Origin of the sequence: Paenibacillus sp. CFBP 13594, assembly GCF_014842675.1 — a bacterium.
GTDB classification, from domain to species: domain Bacteria; phylum Bacillota; class Bacilli; order Paenibacillales; family Paenibacillaceae; genus Paenibacillus; species Paenibacillus amylolyticus_B.
Genome location: NZ_JACYVQ010000010.1, coordinates 1 through 16,211, shown reverse-complemented (window position 1 = coordinate 16,211; position 16,211 = coordinate 1). Strand labels below are relative to the sequence as shown.

Below are 16,211 nucleotides of genomic sequence, written 5' to 3'. Positions count from 1 at the left end.
CGTTCTACACAAGAGATGCGGTTACTTCGGTCTCCTCTGTTTCAATAAGATTGCTGCGGACGAGCCACCCGAAGACGGGATTTGGTTTAACATGGGATTCGGAATTGGATTTGGGGATAGACGACAAGGAATGTTCCTCCTGTCGATGTAAGGCTTGCCGCAGGGTTCTCCAGCCGGCCAGCAGGAAGTCGACCGTACCTCCTGATTTGGCAACTGAGCTGCCTTTGACGAAGCCTATGTTTAAGGGGTATTGATACACTCTATGTACGATTTGCTTATTCCCCCACAGCCCTGGTGTGGATAAGTAAAGATTCGACTGCGGGGTAGTGAGCTTTTCCTGACGATTAAATTTAACGAGGGTACTGCATGAGACTCAAGGAATGCTCCGTATGGCACGAACGGTACTGCCCTTGGATTGCCGGAGAATTCCATGCTGATTGACGTTACCGCAGGTAGCATGAGGAGAAAGCGCTACCTTAACATCAAGTCCGCACGCCCTCCGGAATGCACTTTCATGCCTCTTGCCGGGGGCGGCCCATCGGCTTGGCCAAGCTTAGGTCGTTACTAACATATCCTTGGTCTCCTGAGAGATCACCTGCTGCATACTGGACTTGATAATGGCGCAGCCGGCGGTCAGATGCTCCATCGAGACGGTCAGCGGAGGCATGATCTTCAGTACACAGTCTCCTCTGCCGGCTCTTTCAATGATGAGCCCGTTCTCGAAGCTGATATCCGTCACCCGCTTCGCCCCGGCTTCATCCATGAACCCCGAGACGTCAATGCCCCAGATCAGGCCGAGTCCGCGGATGGCGATGGATGGATGCAGAGGCTTGATTTCTTGATCAAGGAACGAGCGCACATACTCTTCCTTCTGCTTCACCTGAGCTTCCAGTTCGGTTCTGTCCCGGAACTCGAGAGCAGCCTTTGCGGCCACAAAAGCCAGCTGGTTGCCGCGGAAGGTGCCGTTGTGCTCGCCCGGCGTCCAGATATCCAGTTCAGGCTTCAGCAGCAGCAGGGACATTGGCAGGCCGTACCCGCTGATCGACTTCGATAGGGTAATGAGATCCGGCTCGATCCCCGCACGTTCGAAGGAGAAGAATTCGCCTGTCCGGCCGCACCCTACTTGAATCTCGTCTGTAATGAGCAGAATATCGTGCCTGCGGCAAAGCTGCTGCAGCTCGCGTAGCCACTGCGCGTCGACAACGTGAATTCCGCCTTCGGCTTGTACCGTTTCAAGCAGGATTGCGGCCGGCTTCTCGATTCCGGAGTGCGAATCAGTCAGGATATTCTCGATATAGCCGAGCGTATCCATTTCTGCGAAAGCCCCGCTCGGATGCGGCATGAACGTAACTCCGTCCAGAGGAAGCCCCGCCCCTGCTCTCATGGACTTGGAGCTTGTCGCCGACAGACTGCCGAGCGACATGCCGTGGAAGCCACCCATGAATGCGAATATTCCACTTCTCTTCTTCGCCTTGCGTGCGAGCTTCAGGGCCGCTTCCACCGCATTCGTCCCTGTTGGGCCGCAGAATTGAAGCTTGTAATTCAGCTTCTTCGGCTCCAGGATCCGCTCCGAGAAGCTCTGGATGAATTCACGCTTGGCCATTGTATACATATCCAGACCGTGCATAATCCGGTCGGAGGTCAAGTAATCGAGAACCCGGTCTTTAATATAATCGTTGTTATGGCCGTAATTCAGTGCCCCGGCACCTGCAAAGAAATCAATATATGCTCTTCCGTCCTCAGAATATAAAAGGTCTCCCTTGGCCCGGTCGAATACCACCGGAAAGCTTCTGCAGTAAGATCTTACGTTGGATTCCAGCTTTTCAAAAATGCTCACTCACTTCATCCTCCATCGGAATTGGGATAAGGTTGGCCCATCTTTCTGAACCTTCCTTTCTGAACCTTCTGACGTCATGGAGCAACATATTCTAGGCTGTCATTTTCACAATTGTTGGTCCCCGCATGCCGGCTTGTTGGTTAGCCAGTATACTGGTCTCTCGCACACAACTTGGATGGGTATAAAAAACCCTACAATTCCATTTATTAGAATAATAGGGAATAAGACCTAGGTTGAATTATATCAAAATTTACAAGAATGTATAGTGATATTTTTGTTAAATATAGTCATTATATTGTTAAATTTGGTTCATAAAACATAATGTGTTAACATTTTTCGTTTAAAAAAGTGAATGTAAAAGAAACATTGTGAATGATTTGATATCAATCTAGGAATTCGACGAGTGTTGACATCCATCCATTTTAAAGGTAAATTTGGTATATACTACCTTTAAATATTCTTTGCCGGTGTTCCGATTCCTTGCACTTTGTAATAACTTAACATGATTACCTGACCAATTTCTGAAAGCCTGGCTGGAAACTGGACGCAGCGTCCGCACGGATGGCAGCCGACATAGTTTTGTATCACGCCTTCTGCTCTGCGCCTCTGTTAGGTAATTATATTCTGCTCCTCCTCATCAAACCGTTTGTGAGGTTTTCCCTTATACGCTTTCCGATATCCTTCACTCATTTACATACAGATTACAAACGCGAACGGACAATGATTTCGCTTCGCGTAATAAGCACCTTCATCGAGCGAATTGTTGCTTCTTGGCATACCATTTTGTGAGTTGTTGAAAGATGTACCAGTCATGTTTAGTCATGTGCAGTCATCTTTCTTTATTGTTCAGATGATCTTTTAGTGGTGGATTTTCGTTCAATGAATGACCGCAATTTACAATGCACAAACACAAAAAAGATGGTTCTAATATTCAGAACCACCCTCCTGAAACATCAAAAAAGTCCTGATGACTTAGAGTCATCAGGACCATTATTTTGTTCATACTGTATTAGTTTACTGAATCTATTGATCAACCCGTTATCCATGTCATTTGGCAATAGTTCGTGTAGTTCCATACTTTTGTTAGTGGTTCTACACTTATTTATCACTAGACAATAAAGTAATTAATACAGAATCCCTTACCTTACTCAACCGTTACACTTTTCGCCAGGTTACGTGGTTTATCCACATCATGACCCAGTGCAAGGGAAGCATAGTATGCCAGCAATTGCAGCGCAACTACAGACAAAGCAGGGCTAAGCAGTGGTAGTGTCTTAGGAATCGCAAACGCTTGGTCTACGGATTTCAGCAATGGTGCTACGTGCTCTTCGTACGTAATTGCCAATACATCTGCGCCACGTGCTTTTACTTCCTTAATGTTGCTCACTGTTTTCTCAAGTACGTTCTCCTGCGTTGCCAGGGCAATAACAGGGATACCATCTTCGATCAATGCAAGCGTACCATGTTTCAACTCACCCGCAGCATACGCCTCAGAGTGAATATAAGAGATTTCTTTCAGTTTCAACGATCCTTCTTGAGCTACTGCATAGTCAAGACCACGACCGATGAAAAAGAGATGTTCATGTTTGGAGATTTGCTCTGCATATCCTTTGATTGCTTCCGCTTGCTCCAACATGGATTCCACTTGTTCAGGCAATGCTTGCATCGCTGCCAGCGTGTGTGCAATCTCTTCTGCAGATTGAGTACCACGAACTTGTGCAAGGTACAGACCAAGCAAGTTGAAAGCAATCAACTGCGAAGTATACGCTTTGGTAGAAGCTACTGCAATTTCAGGACCTGCCAATGTTGCGATAACATCATCTGCATCACGTGCAATGGAGCTGCCCACTACGTTTGTGATTGCCAGTACATGTGCACCATTGGATTGTGCTTCACGCAAAGCAGCAAGTGTATCGGCAGTTTCACCGGATTGGCTCACTACGATTACAAGTGTATCTTTGTGCACGATTGGGGAACGGTAACGGTACTCGGAAGCCACATCTGTTTCAACCGGAATACGTACCAATTGCTCAATCACTGTACGTCCAACCAGACCTGCATGGTACGCTGTACCACATGCAATGATTTGAACGTTACGGATATTTTTAATTTGTTCTTCAGTCATTTTCAACTCAGGAAGTTGAACTTTTTTGCCTTCATTATCGATGCGACCCAGCATTGTATCACGATATGCTTTTGGTTGCTCATGAATTTCTTTCAGCATGAAGTGCTCAAATCCGCCTTTTTCTGCGGTTACAGCATCCCAATCGACACGAATCATTTCCCGAGAAATAAAGTTGCCTTCAATCGTCATCAATTCGACAGCATCATGTGTCAACACAGCCATTTCACCATCATTCAGAATGTACACGTTACGTGTATGTTCCAGAATTGCAGGGATGTCGGAACCAATGAAGTTCTCGCCTTCACCAATACCAATAATCAATGGGCTTGCTTGACGCACAGCTACGAGTTTCTCAGGCTCATGCTCTGTCAATACACCCAGTGCAAATGCGCCACGCAACAACGTGATCACTTTTTGTACTGTTTTGACGATATCACCATTATATTCACGTGCGATCAGGTGAGAGATAACCTCAGTATCTGTCTCGGAAGTGAACGTGTGACCTTGAGCCATCAATTCGTCCTTCAGATCCAGATAGTTCTCAATAATACCATTATGCACAACAGAGAACTTCTGGCTTCCATCCGTGTGTGGATGAGAGTTCTCATCCGATGGTTTACCATGAGTTGCCCAACGTGTATGTCCGATTCCGGCATTACCTACCAGTGGTGCACCATCCAGCTTGGCTTCAAGGTTCGCAAGACGACCGAGAGCTTTTGTGATTTGCAGACCTTCCGGTGTGAATACCGCGATACCTGCAGAATCATAACCACGATACTCAAGTTTCTTCAATCCTTCGACCAATACCGATTGAGTGTTCTTATTACCAATATATCCAACAATACCGCACATAATTTATTTCCTCCGTTTGTATATGAATACTGTGTCACGAAGAGAAACAGGCAGAGGCGGCATATCGGAAAAATGAGTGATTGCCTAGCGTTTCATGAATACTTGGTACTTATTCAATTATCAATGATCAGAGCGACCTCTTGTCGCCCCGCTGTCATCATAAGCTGTTATGAATGCAATCATGAATGTACATCATTTTCCCGTCCGCGTACTGTTTACGCTCTTCACGCACATTCATTTGAATTTTAGTTTAACTCTTGCACCTGCACCGGCGCGTTGTGTGGACAGTCACCTATCCATTTTCCGCAATCCGGTTTACGGCTCTGGTGCTTCACCGGGAGGTCCCCGCCGAACAATCCGAACACCTCCACCTCGTCAGCTTGATTGCCGTTGATCTTAATCAGCCGTTCTTCAACCTAGAAGAAATCCTGATCAACATCATCCCGCGCAACTCCAAGCTCTGGCGCTTGTATAACTTTAACCTTACGTTCCTCACTTTCTGTGTCTGAATGACGACTCCACTCATTATATGCACGTCAGGTCCATTTTGCAATGGAGCAAAGTACCTGTGACAATTTTAGCATATTTACCTACAATCCCGACCGGATAAACGGACCTATGGTCTCATCAGGCCGGGAAGCAGGAATATCCATGCATAAGTCCTAAATCATGTTATATTAAGCCTCGTTCTACACAACAATCCCCTTAAGAAAACCGTATGCAGAAGGTATCTCTTACATCTTCCAGTCCTATACCAGCTCTTTTTGCACTACATCTGCGATTTGAGACACAAAATGTTCAAGTTCGTCTTTGTCTGGTCCTTCCGCCATAACACGGATCAGAGATTCAGTACCTGAAGCACGAACGAGTACACGTCCATTATCGCCGAGTTGTTGTTCAACTGTAGCGATAGCTTGCTCGATTGCAGCATTACCCTCGTATTTGCTCTTATCTTCAACACGCACATTCACCAATACTTGTGGGTACTGGGTCATGAGCGCTTTTAGTTCACTCAGTTTTTTACCGGAAGCCTTGAGCGTATCCACGAGTTGAATCGCAGTCAGCATACCGTCTCCAGTTGTATTGTAATCCAGGAAAATAACATGGCCAGATTGTTCTCCACCCAAGTTGTAACCGCCGCGACGCATTTCCTCCATCACATAACGATCACCTACTGCCGTTTTAGCTGTTTTCAGTGCAAGTTTCTCCGTTGCTTTGTAGAATCCGATGTTACTCATAACCGTTGATACAACGGTACTGTCCTTCAACTTGCCTGCACGATTCATCGCATCTCCACAGATACACAGAATGAAGTCTCCATCCACCTCAGCGCCTGTCTCATCAATAGCAATCAGTCGATCTGCATCCCCGTCAAAAGCAAGGCCCAGATCCGCTTTATGTTTGAGCACTTCTTGTTTCAGGTTCTCTGGATGAGTTGATCCGCATTGCTCATTAATATTCAGGCCGTTAGGCTCAGCGCCAATGGCAATGACTTCTGCACCTAGTTCACTGAACAATTTCGGTGCCAGTTCATAAGCTGCTCCGTTTGCACAGTCCAAAACAATTTTAAGTCCAGAGAACGATTCATTTACAGTCGTTTTCAGGAAATCAAGGTAACGATAACGGGATTCTTCATCTGTCGTTACAGTACCCAGCCCGCCACCAACTGGCCGTGGCAATTGATCTGTCTTCGCATCCATCAGTTCTTCAATCCGGTTCTCTGTTTCATCAGACAGCTTGAAGCCATCTCCACCAAAGAACTTGATTCCGTTATCCTCAACCGGATTGTGGGAAGCCGAGATCATCACGCCGGCGTCAGCTTTCAACAAACGTGCAATATACGCCACTCCCGGAGTGGATACCACGCCCAGACGGATCACATCAGCGCCAATGGACAACAGACCTGCAACCAGTGCGGATTCCAACATCAATCCCGAGATACGAGTATCCATGCCGATAACCACTTTTGGTCTTTCCACACCACCTGCAAGCACGTAACCACCACAACGTCCAATGCTGTAAGCCAGCTCTGCCGTTAACTCTTTATTGGCAACCCCTCTTACACCGTCTGTACCAAAATATTTCCCCATGATTTAACTCCTTCTATTCGCATCATATACGAGCACTATTATTATTTTTTGAGAATTTTAAAATTAGAACGTTTACGGATTAGCGCCACTTTTACTGCCAGTACCGCTGTTATTATTATTATTTAAATTACCTCGACTGCTTGTGCTCCCCTGTTGGCCCTGATCCTGAGTATCCGTATTCGATTCCGTTTCTTCTTCATCAGGAACAGGCTCTGTTTCCCCATTTTCAACCTCGGCTGGTGTTGGGTCAGGTGCTACCGTTCCCTCGTCTGTCGGTTCTTCGCCAGGAGTGGTCGTAGTCTCTTCAGCCTTTTCGCTAATTTTGACCGTCGCACTCAATGCAGTGGATGATTCATCCAGTTTGGCATAACGGGGCAGGTCGGCTTCAAGCTTGATCTCATGCGTTCCGACCGCAAGTCCAGCAAGATCCCCGGTTAACGTGAGATCATCACTACTCAGACCCTCAAGCATACTTGCTGAGCCTGTAAGTGTGAGGTTCAGACCCCCGCTTCGAGGCGTAACCAGCGTCCCTTCCAGTCCATTCCCCGCACCGGTAAGTGTGATGGGGACGTTCGGAAAGACTTTGGTTGTCTCCTCTGCCTCGTCAAATGGTGATATGGTTACCTTGATCTGAATCGAACTAGGCTCGATTTTCTCAAAACCGGAAGGCGGCGTCAAGTCCACGTTAACTGTCGATGTACCCGACTGATCAAACTGTGTAAGATCAAGGGTTACTTGGTCGTAGGACTGTATACCCGCAAGCGCATCCTCTGATCCATAAACCGAGACTTCTTTCACGCTTGGCTCTACCGTGGAGAGTACCAGGCCTTCCGGAAGCTGTCCCGAATATTTGATTCTTAAGGGTACAGATGTATAGGGCTGATTGACCGGAACTCGTACTTCAACTGTTTGAGGCGTTATAATCGCATTTTCAAGGACCTTGCCCTCAGCATCGTATGCTTGAAGTTTCACTTTTTTCTGTATGACATCTTCCTTGGCATCTTTCACGCTCACACTGCCCTGGACCTTCGCTACAGCCTCGAGTTGCCCTTCGGGCAGAGTTACCTTAACCGGCGTCGAAGGTTCAGTTACGGGCGTTCCAGCACTGTATCCGGCCGATGGTTGCCCTTCGGGTACAATATTCACATTGAAGGATTTGGTGCCCAATTTTTCTACATTCACCGTAACCATGGAAGGTTCCATGCTGACTACTTCTACTCCGGAAGGCAAATCAGGTACAAGTGGCAGTGTATTGGACCCATCTTTCACCTGACTCAGATCAACCAGTACCTTGTAATCGTCATTTGTAAAAATCGATGTTAGCATCGAGCGCTGTCCTTTGATCTCCAGTCGGACCTCATCCGTACTTAATGAAGTAAGCACATAGCTGTTACTGTCTAATCCATAAGGTTGAACAGGCACCGTACGTTCCACAACCTTGTTGGTCGTCCCTGTTGTAATCGTAGGGGTGGTTGGTACTTCATCCAGATGAATCATGAACCAGAGCAGCAGGCTCACCGCAAGCGCAAGTATTTTGGCAAAGTTATTATTGTTAAACCACTTATCCATTGTTACGTCCTCCCTTCCGTTTCCAGAAGGTTGTCCAGCCATTCTTTTTCAGATTGGATGTAGGGCGCAACTCCTCATACAGTTTGGCAATCAGCGATTCTTCCTTAATATCACGAACGACCTGTCCATTCATTGCCAGTGACACTTGTCCTGTCTCCTCGGAGACAACCAGACAGATCGCATCTGCAACTTCGGTAATCCCGATTGCTGCACGGTGACGTGTTCCCAATTCCTTACTGATAAAAGGATTCTCTGATAATGGCAAATAACAAGCTGCCGCCGAAATCTGTTTTCCCTGTATAATAACGGCTCCATCATGGAGCGGTGTATTTGGAATAAAGATGTTAATCATCAGCTCCGAGCTGACCAGAGAGTGCATCTTAATGCCCGATTCCGTGTAATCGTTCAGACCCGTTTCACGTTCAAATACGACCAAAGCGCCAATTTTACGCCGTGACAAATAATTAACTGACTTGATAATCTCACCAATTAACACCGTTAATTCTTCATCACTCGCTGCCGCTGAACGTCCAAACAGCTTACCTCGTCCCAATTGCTCCAGACCACGACGCAGTTCAGGCTGAAAGATAATGAATACCGCAACAACACCAAACGTAAACATCTGGTTCATTAACCATTTGAGCGTATACAGGTTTAACCACGTACTTAATGCCCAGATCAATACAAGGAACAGAATCCCTTTTAGGAGCTGAACCGCACGTGTCCCCCGCACAAGCAAAATCAGTTTGTACATAATATAGGTAACGATCAATATATCGATAACGTCCTTAATGGACTCTGTCCACGTTAAGTCAGCAAAATAATTCATAAGCCAGCCCCCGCTATCCCCATTGATGAGTAAACCCTGATCTCATATTAACCCATTAGGATTTTATATAATCCTTTGTCTCCGCATTTTTGCATCATTTGATTTGTGCAAAATGCTTATCTATATGTAGTAGTATGTTCTCTTTAGTATCTAGGTTATAACGTTAACGTTCAGGTTGCAAGTTACGGCAGTCTCAAACTGCACATAAACATCACATTTACCATGAATTACAAAGTTTGCGTATAAAAAAAGAGTACCCCATGCAATCTGGAGGTACCCTGCTTGGTATATACCATTGAAGATTTTACCCTGTTCTAGCGATAAGCCACTTCATTTACCATATTGGTTATTTTGTACCAGAACCAGTCCAGCGCCTGATCAATACTTTTCACCTGACCTGAAATATGCGCCGTTGAAGCCTGAAACAGTTGTCCGTCGATAACCGTCAGATTGCCGTTCACATCACCATATACTTGTGCGGTTCCATTTTCTATCGTAAGATCGCCAGCAATTGACTTACCTTCAGGAACAATAACCGTGTTACCCTGAATCACGATCTGGTCCAGATTATTTCCCTTAACAACCATTTCGTTATTCTGATTCCAGAAATTCAAGGCGCTAAAGAGCATCACGACCAAAAAGAAGGCTGCCGCCGTCAGCGCGGGATGTCCTTTGACCCATTTGAGCCATGCTTGCTGTCTCTTGGGCTGGGGCAGAGCATTCATAATTCGATTGGTCAGCTCATCAGAGGCAGACGGTGAATAGTGTTTCATGGCAAAGAGTAACATTTCCGTCTGTTCCAACTCTTTAAAGCGCATGCGACAATCCGGACAGATCACAAGGTGACTTTTCAATTCAACCTTCTGGGCCGGGGACAACGACTCATCCAAACATTCATGCATTAAAGAGACGGCCGAGTTGCAATCCATATGAGAGCCAATCCTTTCTTAAATCACTTAGTCCATGTGCCATTAAAAAGCACGCATAAGACTTGCATACATTACATACGCATCCGTTTCGGATATGTTTCAAATAATTTCGCCCATATTTAAAGGCGTTTAATATTTATAACTTATACTCCAATTTTTTACGTAGAAAATCACGGCCCCGATGAACGCGTGTCTTGATCGTTGTTACGGGCATACCTGTCACGTCACTGATTTCCTGTAGCGACAAGTCCTGTAAATATCTCAGAATCATAACGGACTTATACTTGGCTGGCAAACTGTCAATGGCCTCACGAATGAGTGTCTGCGTTTCTGACAGGAGTGCTTCACTCTCCGGTGTACGATCATCACTCGGGAGCATCGCATAACCATCAGATCCTTCCTGGTCATTCAGTTCAGCATCCAAAGAGTATGAAGGTTTCTTTCTGCGCAGTCGGTCAATACACAGATTCGTTGCGATCCGGTAGATCCAGGTTGAGAACTTCTGGTTCGGATCGTACTTCTCCATATTACGAAACACACGCAAAAACGTCTCCTGCACAACGTCTTCAGCTTCATGACGATTGTTCAGCATCCGGTATGCCAAATGAAATAGCTTGTCCTTATATAGTTCAACGATTTCTGCGAAGGCTCTCTGGTCGCCCTTGAGCACCAGTTTCACAAGCCTGTTCTCCAAATTGTCCACCCTTATTCCCCCAGACATGCTGATGGGTCTTCCGTCTTCTGATACCCGTCCACACTTGTAATTCACCAATCAAATCGTAAATCAACTTTGGTCAAAAATCAAGACTGTATGACAAATATCCGCCAAAAACAGTAAAAACGGGAACTCCCGCAGGAGTCCCGTTTCATCTCTCACTCCGTAGAGCAGAGAATGGAGCTTTTATTCAACAAAGTAATGGGTACTTTGTTATATATAATTATTCAAAATGCAGCAGTTCAATCATCAACCTGTGTTACGGAGTCCTGCAGCAATGCCATTGATTGTCAGCAACACTTCTCTGAGCAGTTCCGTATCATCCTCACCACGTTCACGCATATCTCTGAGCTCGCTCAGAAGTTGAACCTGCATGTAGGACAACGGATCTACATAAGGGTTACGAAGACGAATGGATTCTTGAATAACCGGTACATCATCCAGAATTTCAGCTTCTCCGGTAATTTTAAGAATCAGCTCTTTTGTGAGCTTGAATTCGGCTTCGATCTGACCGTAGATGCGATCACGGGCTTCTTTGTTCGAAGTCATGGCTGAATATTCTTTAGCAATCACCAGATCTGCCTTGGCTACGGCCATCTGTACCGTATCAATTAATGTACGGAAGAATGGGAAGCTTGCATACATTTCTTTCAGGACAACCAGATTTTCCTCTTTATCCTGATAGTAACTTTGCAATCCTGTTCCTGCCGCATACCATGCCGGAAGCAGATAACGGCTTTGCGTCCATGCAAATACCCAAGGAATTGCTCTCAGATCTTCGAACTTGTCGCTACCTTTCCGCTTGGACGGACGTGAACCAATATTCAGTTCACCCACCTCTGGAAGCGGTGTGGATTCCTTGAAGAAGGTAAAGAAGTCCGGATCACGGAAAATCAGATCCTGATATTTCGTCAGGGATACTTCCGAAATCTCTTTGATGATGCTGTCCCAATGACGTTCGGATGCTGACTCTTGCGGCTCAAGCCCATTCAGTGCTGCTGTGATTAGAGCCGAAGTTGCCTGCTCCAGACTGCGGTATGCAATCCCCTGTAGAGAATAACGGGAAGAAATAACCTCTCCCTGCTCCGTAATCTTGATGCCCCCACCAATGGTATGCGGTGGTTGAGCAAGAATACTGCGGTTAAGCGGCATGCCGCCACGTCCAAGAGCCCCACCACGTCCATGGAAGAACTTCAGCTTAACGCCGTGTTCATTCCCTACAGCCGTAATAGCATTCATCGCTACACGCAGTTCCCAGTTGGCAGTAACCACGCCGCCATCCTTGTTACTGTCTGAATAACCAAGCATGATTTCATGAAGTTCATTCCGTCCTTTTACGCTTGCGCGGTATACAGGAAGGTTGAACAGCTTCTGCATAATGTCCGAAGCCGCATGTAGATCATCAATCGTTTCAAACAGTGGTACCGCTTGAAGTGTAGATACAACGTCACCGTTGTGACCTTTGGTGAATAAGCCCACTTCCTTGGCAAATACCATAACCTCCAGCAAGTCACTTGCGCCCTGCGTCATACTGATCAGGTAACTTGTGATACAGCCGGTCCCAAATTCGTTCTGGGCACGCTTAATGGTACGGAAGACATCCAGACACTCTTTGGTTCCCTCCGTGTATTGGTGATAAGGAGAAGTAAGAGGACGCGGATCATCCAGCAAACGAGCAAGCAGATCGATTTTACCGTCTTCAGTTAGACGCGCATAATCTTCTACAATGTTCATTTTCGCCAAAATCTCCGACATCGCATTTTCATGTTCCTGACTGTGCTGACGCACATCCAATGCTGCGGTATGGAAACCAAACAACTCGACTTGACGAATCATTTTGCGAATAGTTGTATCCGCTACGTAATCGGCAAAATGATGGCGCAGACTTCGATCAATAATCATCAGATCATCAATCAAATCCTGAGCACTATGATAACGGTCAGCCTGACCTAATTTGTTCTCATCCAGTACATTGTTCAACTTAGCAATCATATAGGCCAATTTGATGCGATATGGCTCTTTTTCATTTCGCCACATATCCACTTTTTTCAACGTTACACAACTACGGTCCTGCTCAATAGACTGCACCAGCTCATCCGATACGTGGATGATGTTCGTGCTGAAGCTGAGATGGCCCATAAGTTCAATCATAATCCGTTGGTATTCACGCAAAGCGAGCTTGCGTTGCATCAACAACGTCTGCCATGTTACATCTGAAGTTACCGAAGGATTTCCATCCCGGTCTCCACCGATCCAGGAACCGAACCGCAAATACGTCGGCACATGCCAGTCATGGTCAGGATAAAATTTGTTCAGGCAGCGTTCCAGCTCCTGATATACATCCGGAAGTACATGGAACAACGTTTCATGAAAGTAATACATCCCGTTCCGCACTTCATCGAGTACAGTCGGTTTGCGGTCGCGGAGTTCATCTGTCTGCCAAAGTGTAATAACCTCATTCAGCAGTTTCTCACGCAACTGTTCACGTTCACGCAACGTCAGCGTAGGATTATCAAGTAGCATGACATCTTCGGATATCCGTTTATGGATGTCCAGAATAACCCGGCGCATGGCTTCAGTTGGGTGAGCTGTCATAACGAGTTCCAACGACAAATCGTCGAGAATCTCTTCCACCTCTGTATGAGACAGTCCACGTTCCTTAAGATCCTGTACTGCTTTCTCAATCGATCCTGGCTGCACAGCGTCCCCAGCAGAACGTTCATAATCCCGTTTACGCCGGATCCGATGGTTTTGTTCAGCAATATTAACTAATTGAAAATAAATAGCGAAAGCCCGAATAACCTGGTGACGATTGTCCGAGTCTAATTCCTGGATCATCGTTTTGAACTCTGCATAGAGTTCTGGCAGAAATTCTGCACGCAACGATTTGCTCGTTTCCCGAATCTTCTCAACGATATCTAGAAGCTCCGTGCCGCCTTGATGGACAAGAACTTCTCCGAGTATATTGCCCAGGAACCGCACGTCTCGCCGAAGCAGGTTGTTGGATTGGCTTTTGCTGGCGGTTACCATAGTTTCAGTCATGCTTATCCTCCCATCTGATCGTTCCATTCGTACACGTAAATTTGACACCTTCATAACATCATACAATAAAATGGTACGAAAATCTTTATTTTTCTATTAGAAAAAATGGGGATTATCCCCGATTTACAGCACAAAAACACGCTTTTTTATTCATTTTCTTGTTCTGCTTCAATTAATGGTCATATACTGTCGCATGATACCTTTTTCACGTACTTTAGATAAATCAAAAGTCTCATACCTATTCTTAAAAACTCATAAATATACAGTTCTTTTAGATATGATCCCATGTACCTGATATTAAGGTTAAACTGCATAATTTCATTATTTGAGAACAGATGATATACAAAGAAACATGACCGGCAAAGCAAGCTTTTGTATACTTTACCACAGTGACGCAATAAATTAAAGATGTAATTATAAATTTCCTCCCACGACAAGTCTGCTTATTAGGGGAGGTTCTTATGTATGTACCTACCTACTGTAAACTTAGGGATATCTTAACAGACCATTTCTACATAATGTTCTTAGCTTTTTGGGCAGATTAATCTGTAGCTCTTACTAAAAAGGAGGAATCCAAATGATGAAAAAAGGTACAACAATTATTGCTTCCGTGCTTCTGGTGGCCGCGATGGCCGGCCCTGCTGCTGCTGATGGTCAAATGTCCAAAGGAATGGATACCAACACTAATGGATCACGTGTCCGGTCATATCAGGACACCAACTACATGGATCGCACAAACACTAATTCCAACATGAATATGAACATGGATGGAAACTACCGCAACAATGGTTACTATCGTACCAACAGTGTTCGTGCTAACGCCACAACAACCAACCGTGACAACGGCATGGATTGGGGCTGGCTTGGTTTGCTAGGGTTGCTTGGATTAGCGGGCATGCGTAAAAGAGTGACGGATCACAACGAACGTTAAATTGTACTCACGTCACTATACAATAGCTGCTATGTCTTAGAAGCAGCTCATCCACAGAGATAAACAGAAGAGCCAAGACCCCTTCAACATTGAAATAGGGAGGTCTTGGCTCCTTTTTTAAACAAACCTGTACTGTTTCTTACATAAAATATTATATAAAATAACTGCTAATTCTTACGTTAATAAAAATGAAAGAGCCTCTGCATCTGCAAAGGCTCTTTCATTGTATCCTGTAAGCGGGTGATGGGAATCGAACCCACGCTATTAGCTTGGAAGGCTAAAGTTCTACCATTGAACTACACCCGCATAAGCAAAAATCGGGATGACACGATTTGAACATGCGACCCCCTGGTCCCAAACCAGGTGCTCTACCAAGCTGAGCTACATCCCGATACTAAAAAAATAATGGCGCGCCCTGAGAGATTCGAACTCCCGGCCTTTTGATTCGTAGTCAAACGCTCTATCCAGCTGAGCTAAGGGCGCAAAATATTGGAGCGGAAGACGGGAATCGAACCCGCGACCCTCGCCTTGGCAAGGCGATGCTCTACCGCTGAGCCACTTCCGCAAATAAGGGATGCGCGTGGAGGGACTTGAACCCCCACGTCAAAGACGCTAGATCCTAAGTCTAGTGCGTCTGCCAATTCCGCCACACGCGCATATGATGGTGAGTCATGAAGGGCTCGAACCTTCGACACCCTGATTAAAAGTCAGGTGCTCTACCAACTGAGCTAATGACTCATACTAAAATGGCTGGGGATATAGGATTTGAACCTATGCATGACGGAGTCAAAGTCCGTTGCCTTACCGCTTGGCTAATCCCCAATAAAAAATATGGTGGAGGCTGAGGGGATCGAACCCCCGACCCTCTGCTTGTAAGGCAGATGCTCTCCCAGCTGAGCTAAGCCTCCAACTATATGACCCGTAGGGGATTCGAACCCCTGTTACCTCCGTGAAAGGGAGGTGTCTTAACCCCTTGACCAACGGGCCCCATTTCCAAAGCTCTCAACCGGGATCGAACCGGTGACCTCATCCTTACCATGGATGCACTCTACCTACTGAGCTATGAGAGCAAATGGCTCCCCGAACAGGGCTCGAACCTGTGACAACTCGATTAACAGTCGAGTGCTCTACCAACTGAGCTATCAGGGAATAATATGCATTTGCAGGGCAAATGCAATTCATCGTACAACGTCCACATGCAGAGCCTGTTTTCTATGTATGATGAAAGAGTTCGCTTGGCGGCGTCCTACTCTCCCAGGACCCTGCGGTCCAAGTACCATCGGCGCTAGAGG

At 46.0% G+C, this 16,211-nt stretch carries 10 protein-coding genes and 11 tRNA genes; 1 reads left to right on the top strand and 20 read right to left on the bottom strand.

The features are described 5' to 3' along the window. Nucleotides 1-4: 4 nt before the first annotated feature. The 9 genes from IFU39_RS33315 to ppc all read right to left on the bottom strand — a co-directional run bounded on the left by IFU39_RS33315 (nucleotide 5) and on the right by ppc (nucleotide 13,988). Complete coding sequence (locus tag IFU39_RS33315; protein WP_274599298.1) at nucleotides 5-127, bottom strand: hypothetical protein; 123 nt, start codon at nucleotides 125-127, stop codon at nucleotides 5-7. Nucleotides 128-553: 426 nt separating this feature from the next. Continuing rightward, nucleotides 554-1,837, bottom strand: coding sequence for a diaminobutyrate--2-oxoglutarate transaminase (gene ectB, locus IFU39_RS25905; protein ID WP_192135687.1), 1,284 nt, complete (start codon nucleotides 1,835-1,837; stop codon nucleotides 554-556). A gap of 1,144 nt (nucleotides 1,838-2,981) precedes the next feature. Beyond that, nucleotides 2,982-4,814: a glutamine--fructose-6-phosphate transaminase (isomerizing) gene (glmS, locus tag IFU39_RS25900; RefSeq protein WP_076217241.1), complete on the bottom strand. Its 1,833-nt coding sequence runs from the start codon at nucleotides 4,812-4,814 to the stop codon at nucleotides 2,982-2,984. Between the two features lie 749 nt (nucleotides 4,815-5,563). After that, on the bottom strand, nucleotides 5,564-6,904 hold the full coding sequence (gene glmM, locus IFU39_RS25895; RefSeq protein ID WP_192135686.1) for a phosphoglucosamine mutase: 1,341 nt from the start codon (nucleotides 6,902-6,904) through the stop codon (nucleotides 5,564-5,566). Nucleotides 6,905-6,976: 72 nt separating this feature from the next. Beyond that, a complete protein-coding gene (locus IFU39_RS25890) occupies nucleotides 6,977-8,473 on the bottom strand; it encodes a CdaR family protein (RefSeq protein ID WP_192135685.1) in 1,497 nt (498 codons plus the stop codon). Continuing rightward, on the bottom strand, nucleotides 8,466-9,302 hold the full coding sequence (cdaA, locus tag IFU39_RS25885) for a diadenylate cyclase CdaA (RefSeq protein WP_017692119.1): 837 nt from the start codon (nucleotides 9,300-9,302) through the stop codon (nucleotides 8,466-8,468). Before cdaA ends, IFU39_RS25890 begins: the two co-directional genes overlap by 8 nt. Before the next feature lie 314 nt (nucleotides 9,303-9,616). Beyond that, nucleotides 9,617-10,231 (bottom strand): zf-HC2 domain-containing protein, encoded by a 615-nt coding sequence (locus IFU39_RS25880; protein ID WP_036614042.1) that lies wholly within the window; start codon nucleotides 10,229-10,231, stop codon nucleotides 9,617-9,619. A gap of 136 nt (nucleotides 10,232-10,367) precedes the next feature. After that, complete coding sequence (gene sigW, locus IFU39_RS25875) at nucleotides 10,368-10,934, bottom strand: RNA polymerase sigma factor SigW (RefSeq protein WP_017692117.1); 567 nt, start codon at nucleotides 10,932-10,934, stop codon at nucleotides 10,368-10,370. 261 nt (nucleotides 10,935-11,195) lie between these two features. Beyond that, complete coding sequence (gene ppc, locus IFU39_RS25870) at nucleotides 11,196-13,988, bottom strand: phosphoenolpyruvate carboxylase (protein WP_192135684.1); 2,793 nt, start codon at nucleotides 13,986-13,988, stop codon at nucleotides 11,196-11,198. A gap of 577 nt (nucleotides 13,989-14,565) precedes the next feature. Here ppc and IFU39_RS25865 point away from each other — a divergent pair. Beyond that, nucleotides 14,566-14,919: a WGxxGxxG family protein gene (locus tag IFU39_RS25865; protein WP_244661126.1), complete on the top strand. Its 354-nt coding sequence runs from the start codon at nucleotides 14,566-14,568 to the stop codon at nucleotides 14,917-14,919. Nucleotides 14,920-15,154: 235 nt separating this feature from the next. Here the strand turns inward: IFU39_RS25865 and IFU39_RS25860 are convergent. From IFU39_RS25860 to IFU39_RS25810, 11 genes are all read right to left on the bottom strand, one after another. Next, nucleotides 15,155-15,225, bottom strand: a tRNA-Gly gene (locus IFU39_RS25860). An 11-nt stretch (nucleotides 15,226-15,236) separates the two neighbouring features. Next, nucleotides 15,237-15,310 (bottom strand) — tRNA-Pro (locus IFU39_RS25855). A 15-nt stretch (nucleotides 15,311-15,325) separates the two neighbouring features. Next, nucleotides 15,326-15,402: transfer RNA gene (locus IFU39_RS25850), tRNA-Arg, on the bottom strand. Between the two features lie 7 nt (nucleotides 15,403-15,409). Next, nucleotides 15,410-15,484, bottom strand: a tRNA-Gly gene (locus tag IFU39_RS25845). Between the two features lie 10 nt (nucleotides 15,485-15,494). After that, nucleotides 15,495-15,575: transfer RNA gene (locus IFU39_RS25840), tRNA-Leu, on the bottom strand. 6 nt (nucleotides 15,576-15,581) lie between these two features. Continuing rightward, a tRNA-Lys gene (locus IFU39_RS25835) sits at nucleotides 15,582-15,657 on the bottom strand. Nucleotides 15,658-15,666: 9 nt separating this feature from the next. Further along, nucleotides 15,667-15,741 (bottom strand) — tRNA-Gln (locus IFU39_RS25830). A gap of 10 nt (nucleotides 15,742-15,751) precedes the next feature. Further along, nucleotides 15,752-15,827: transfer RNA gene (locus tag IFU39_RS25825), tRNA-Val, on the bottom strand. A 7-nt stretch (nucleotides 15,828-15,834) separates the two neighbouring features. Continuing rightward, nucleotides 15,835-15,906, bottom strand: a tRNA-Glu gene (locus IFU39_RS25820). 10 nt (nucleotides 15,907-15,916) lie between these two features. Then, a tRNA-Thr gene (locus IFU39_RS25815) sits at nucleotides 15,917-15,989 on the bottom strand. Between the two features lie 3 nt (nucleotides 15,990-15,992). Continuing rightward, nucleotides 15,993-16,068 (bottom strand) — tRNA-Asn (locus IFU39_RS25810). Between the last annotated feature and the right edge of the window lie 143 nt (nucleotides 16,069-16,211).

Coding starts and splice junctions, on each gene's coding strand:
- IFU39_RS25890 (WP_192135685.1), bottom strand. CDS start 8,473: ATGGATAAGTGGTTTAACAATAATAACTTTGCCAAAATACTTGCGCTT.
- ppc (WP_192135684.1), bottom strand. CDS start 13,988: ATGACTGAAACTATGGTAACCGCCAGCAAAAGCCAATCCAACAACCTG.
- IFU39_RS25880 (WP_036614042.1), bottom strand. CDS start 10,231: ATGGATTGCAACTCGGCCGTCTCTTTAATGCATGAATGTTTGGATGAG.
- glmS (WP_076217241.1), bottom strand. CDS start 4,814: ATGTGCGGTATTGTTGGATATATTGGTAATAAGAACACTCAATCGGTA.
- glmM (WP_192135686.1), bottom strand. CDS start 6,904: ATGGGGAAATATTTTGGTACAGACGGTGTAAGAGGGGTTGCCAATAAA.
- cdaA (WP_017692119.1), bottom strand. CDS start 9,302: ATGAATTATTTTGCTGACTTAACGTGGACAGAGTCCATTAAGGACGTT.
- IFU39_RS25865 (WP_244661126.1), top strand. CDS start 14,566: ATGATGAAAAAAGGTACAACAATTATTGCTTCCGTGCTTCTGGTGGCC.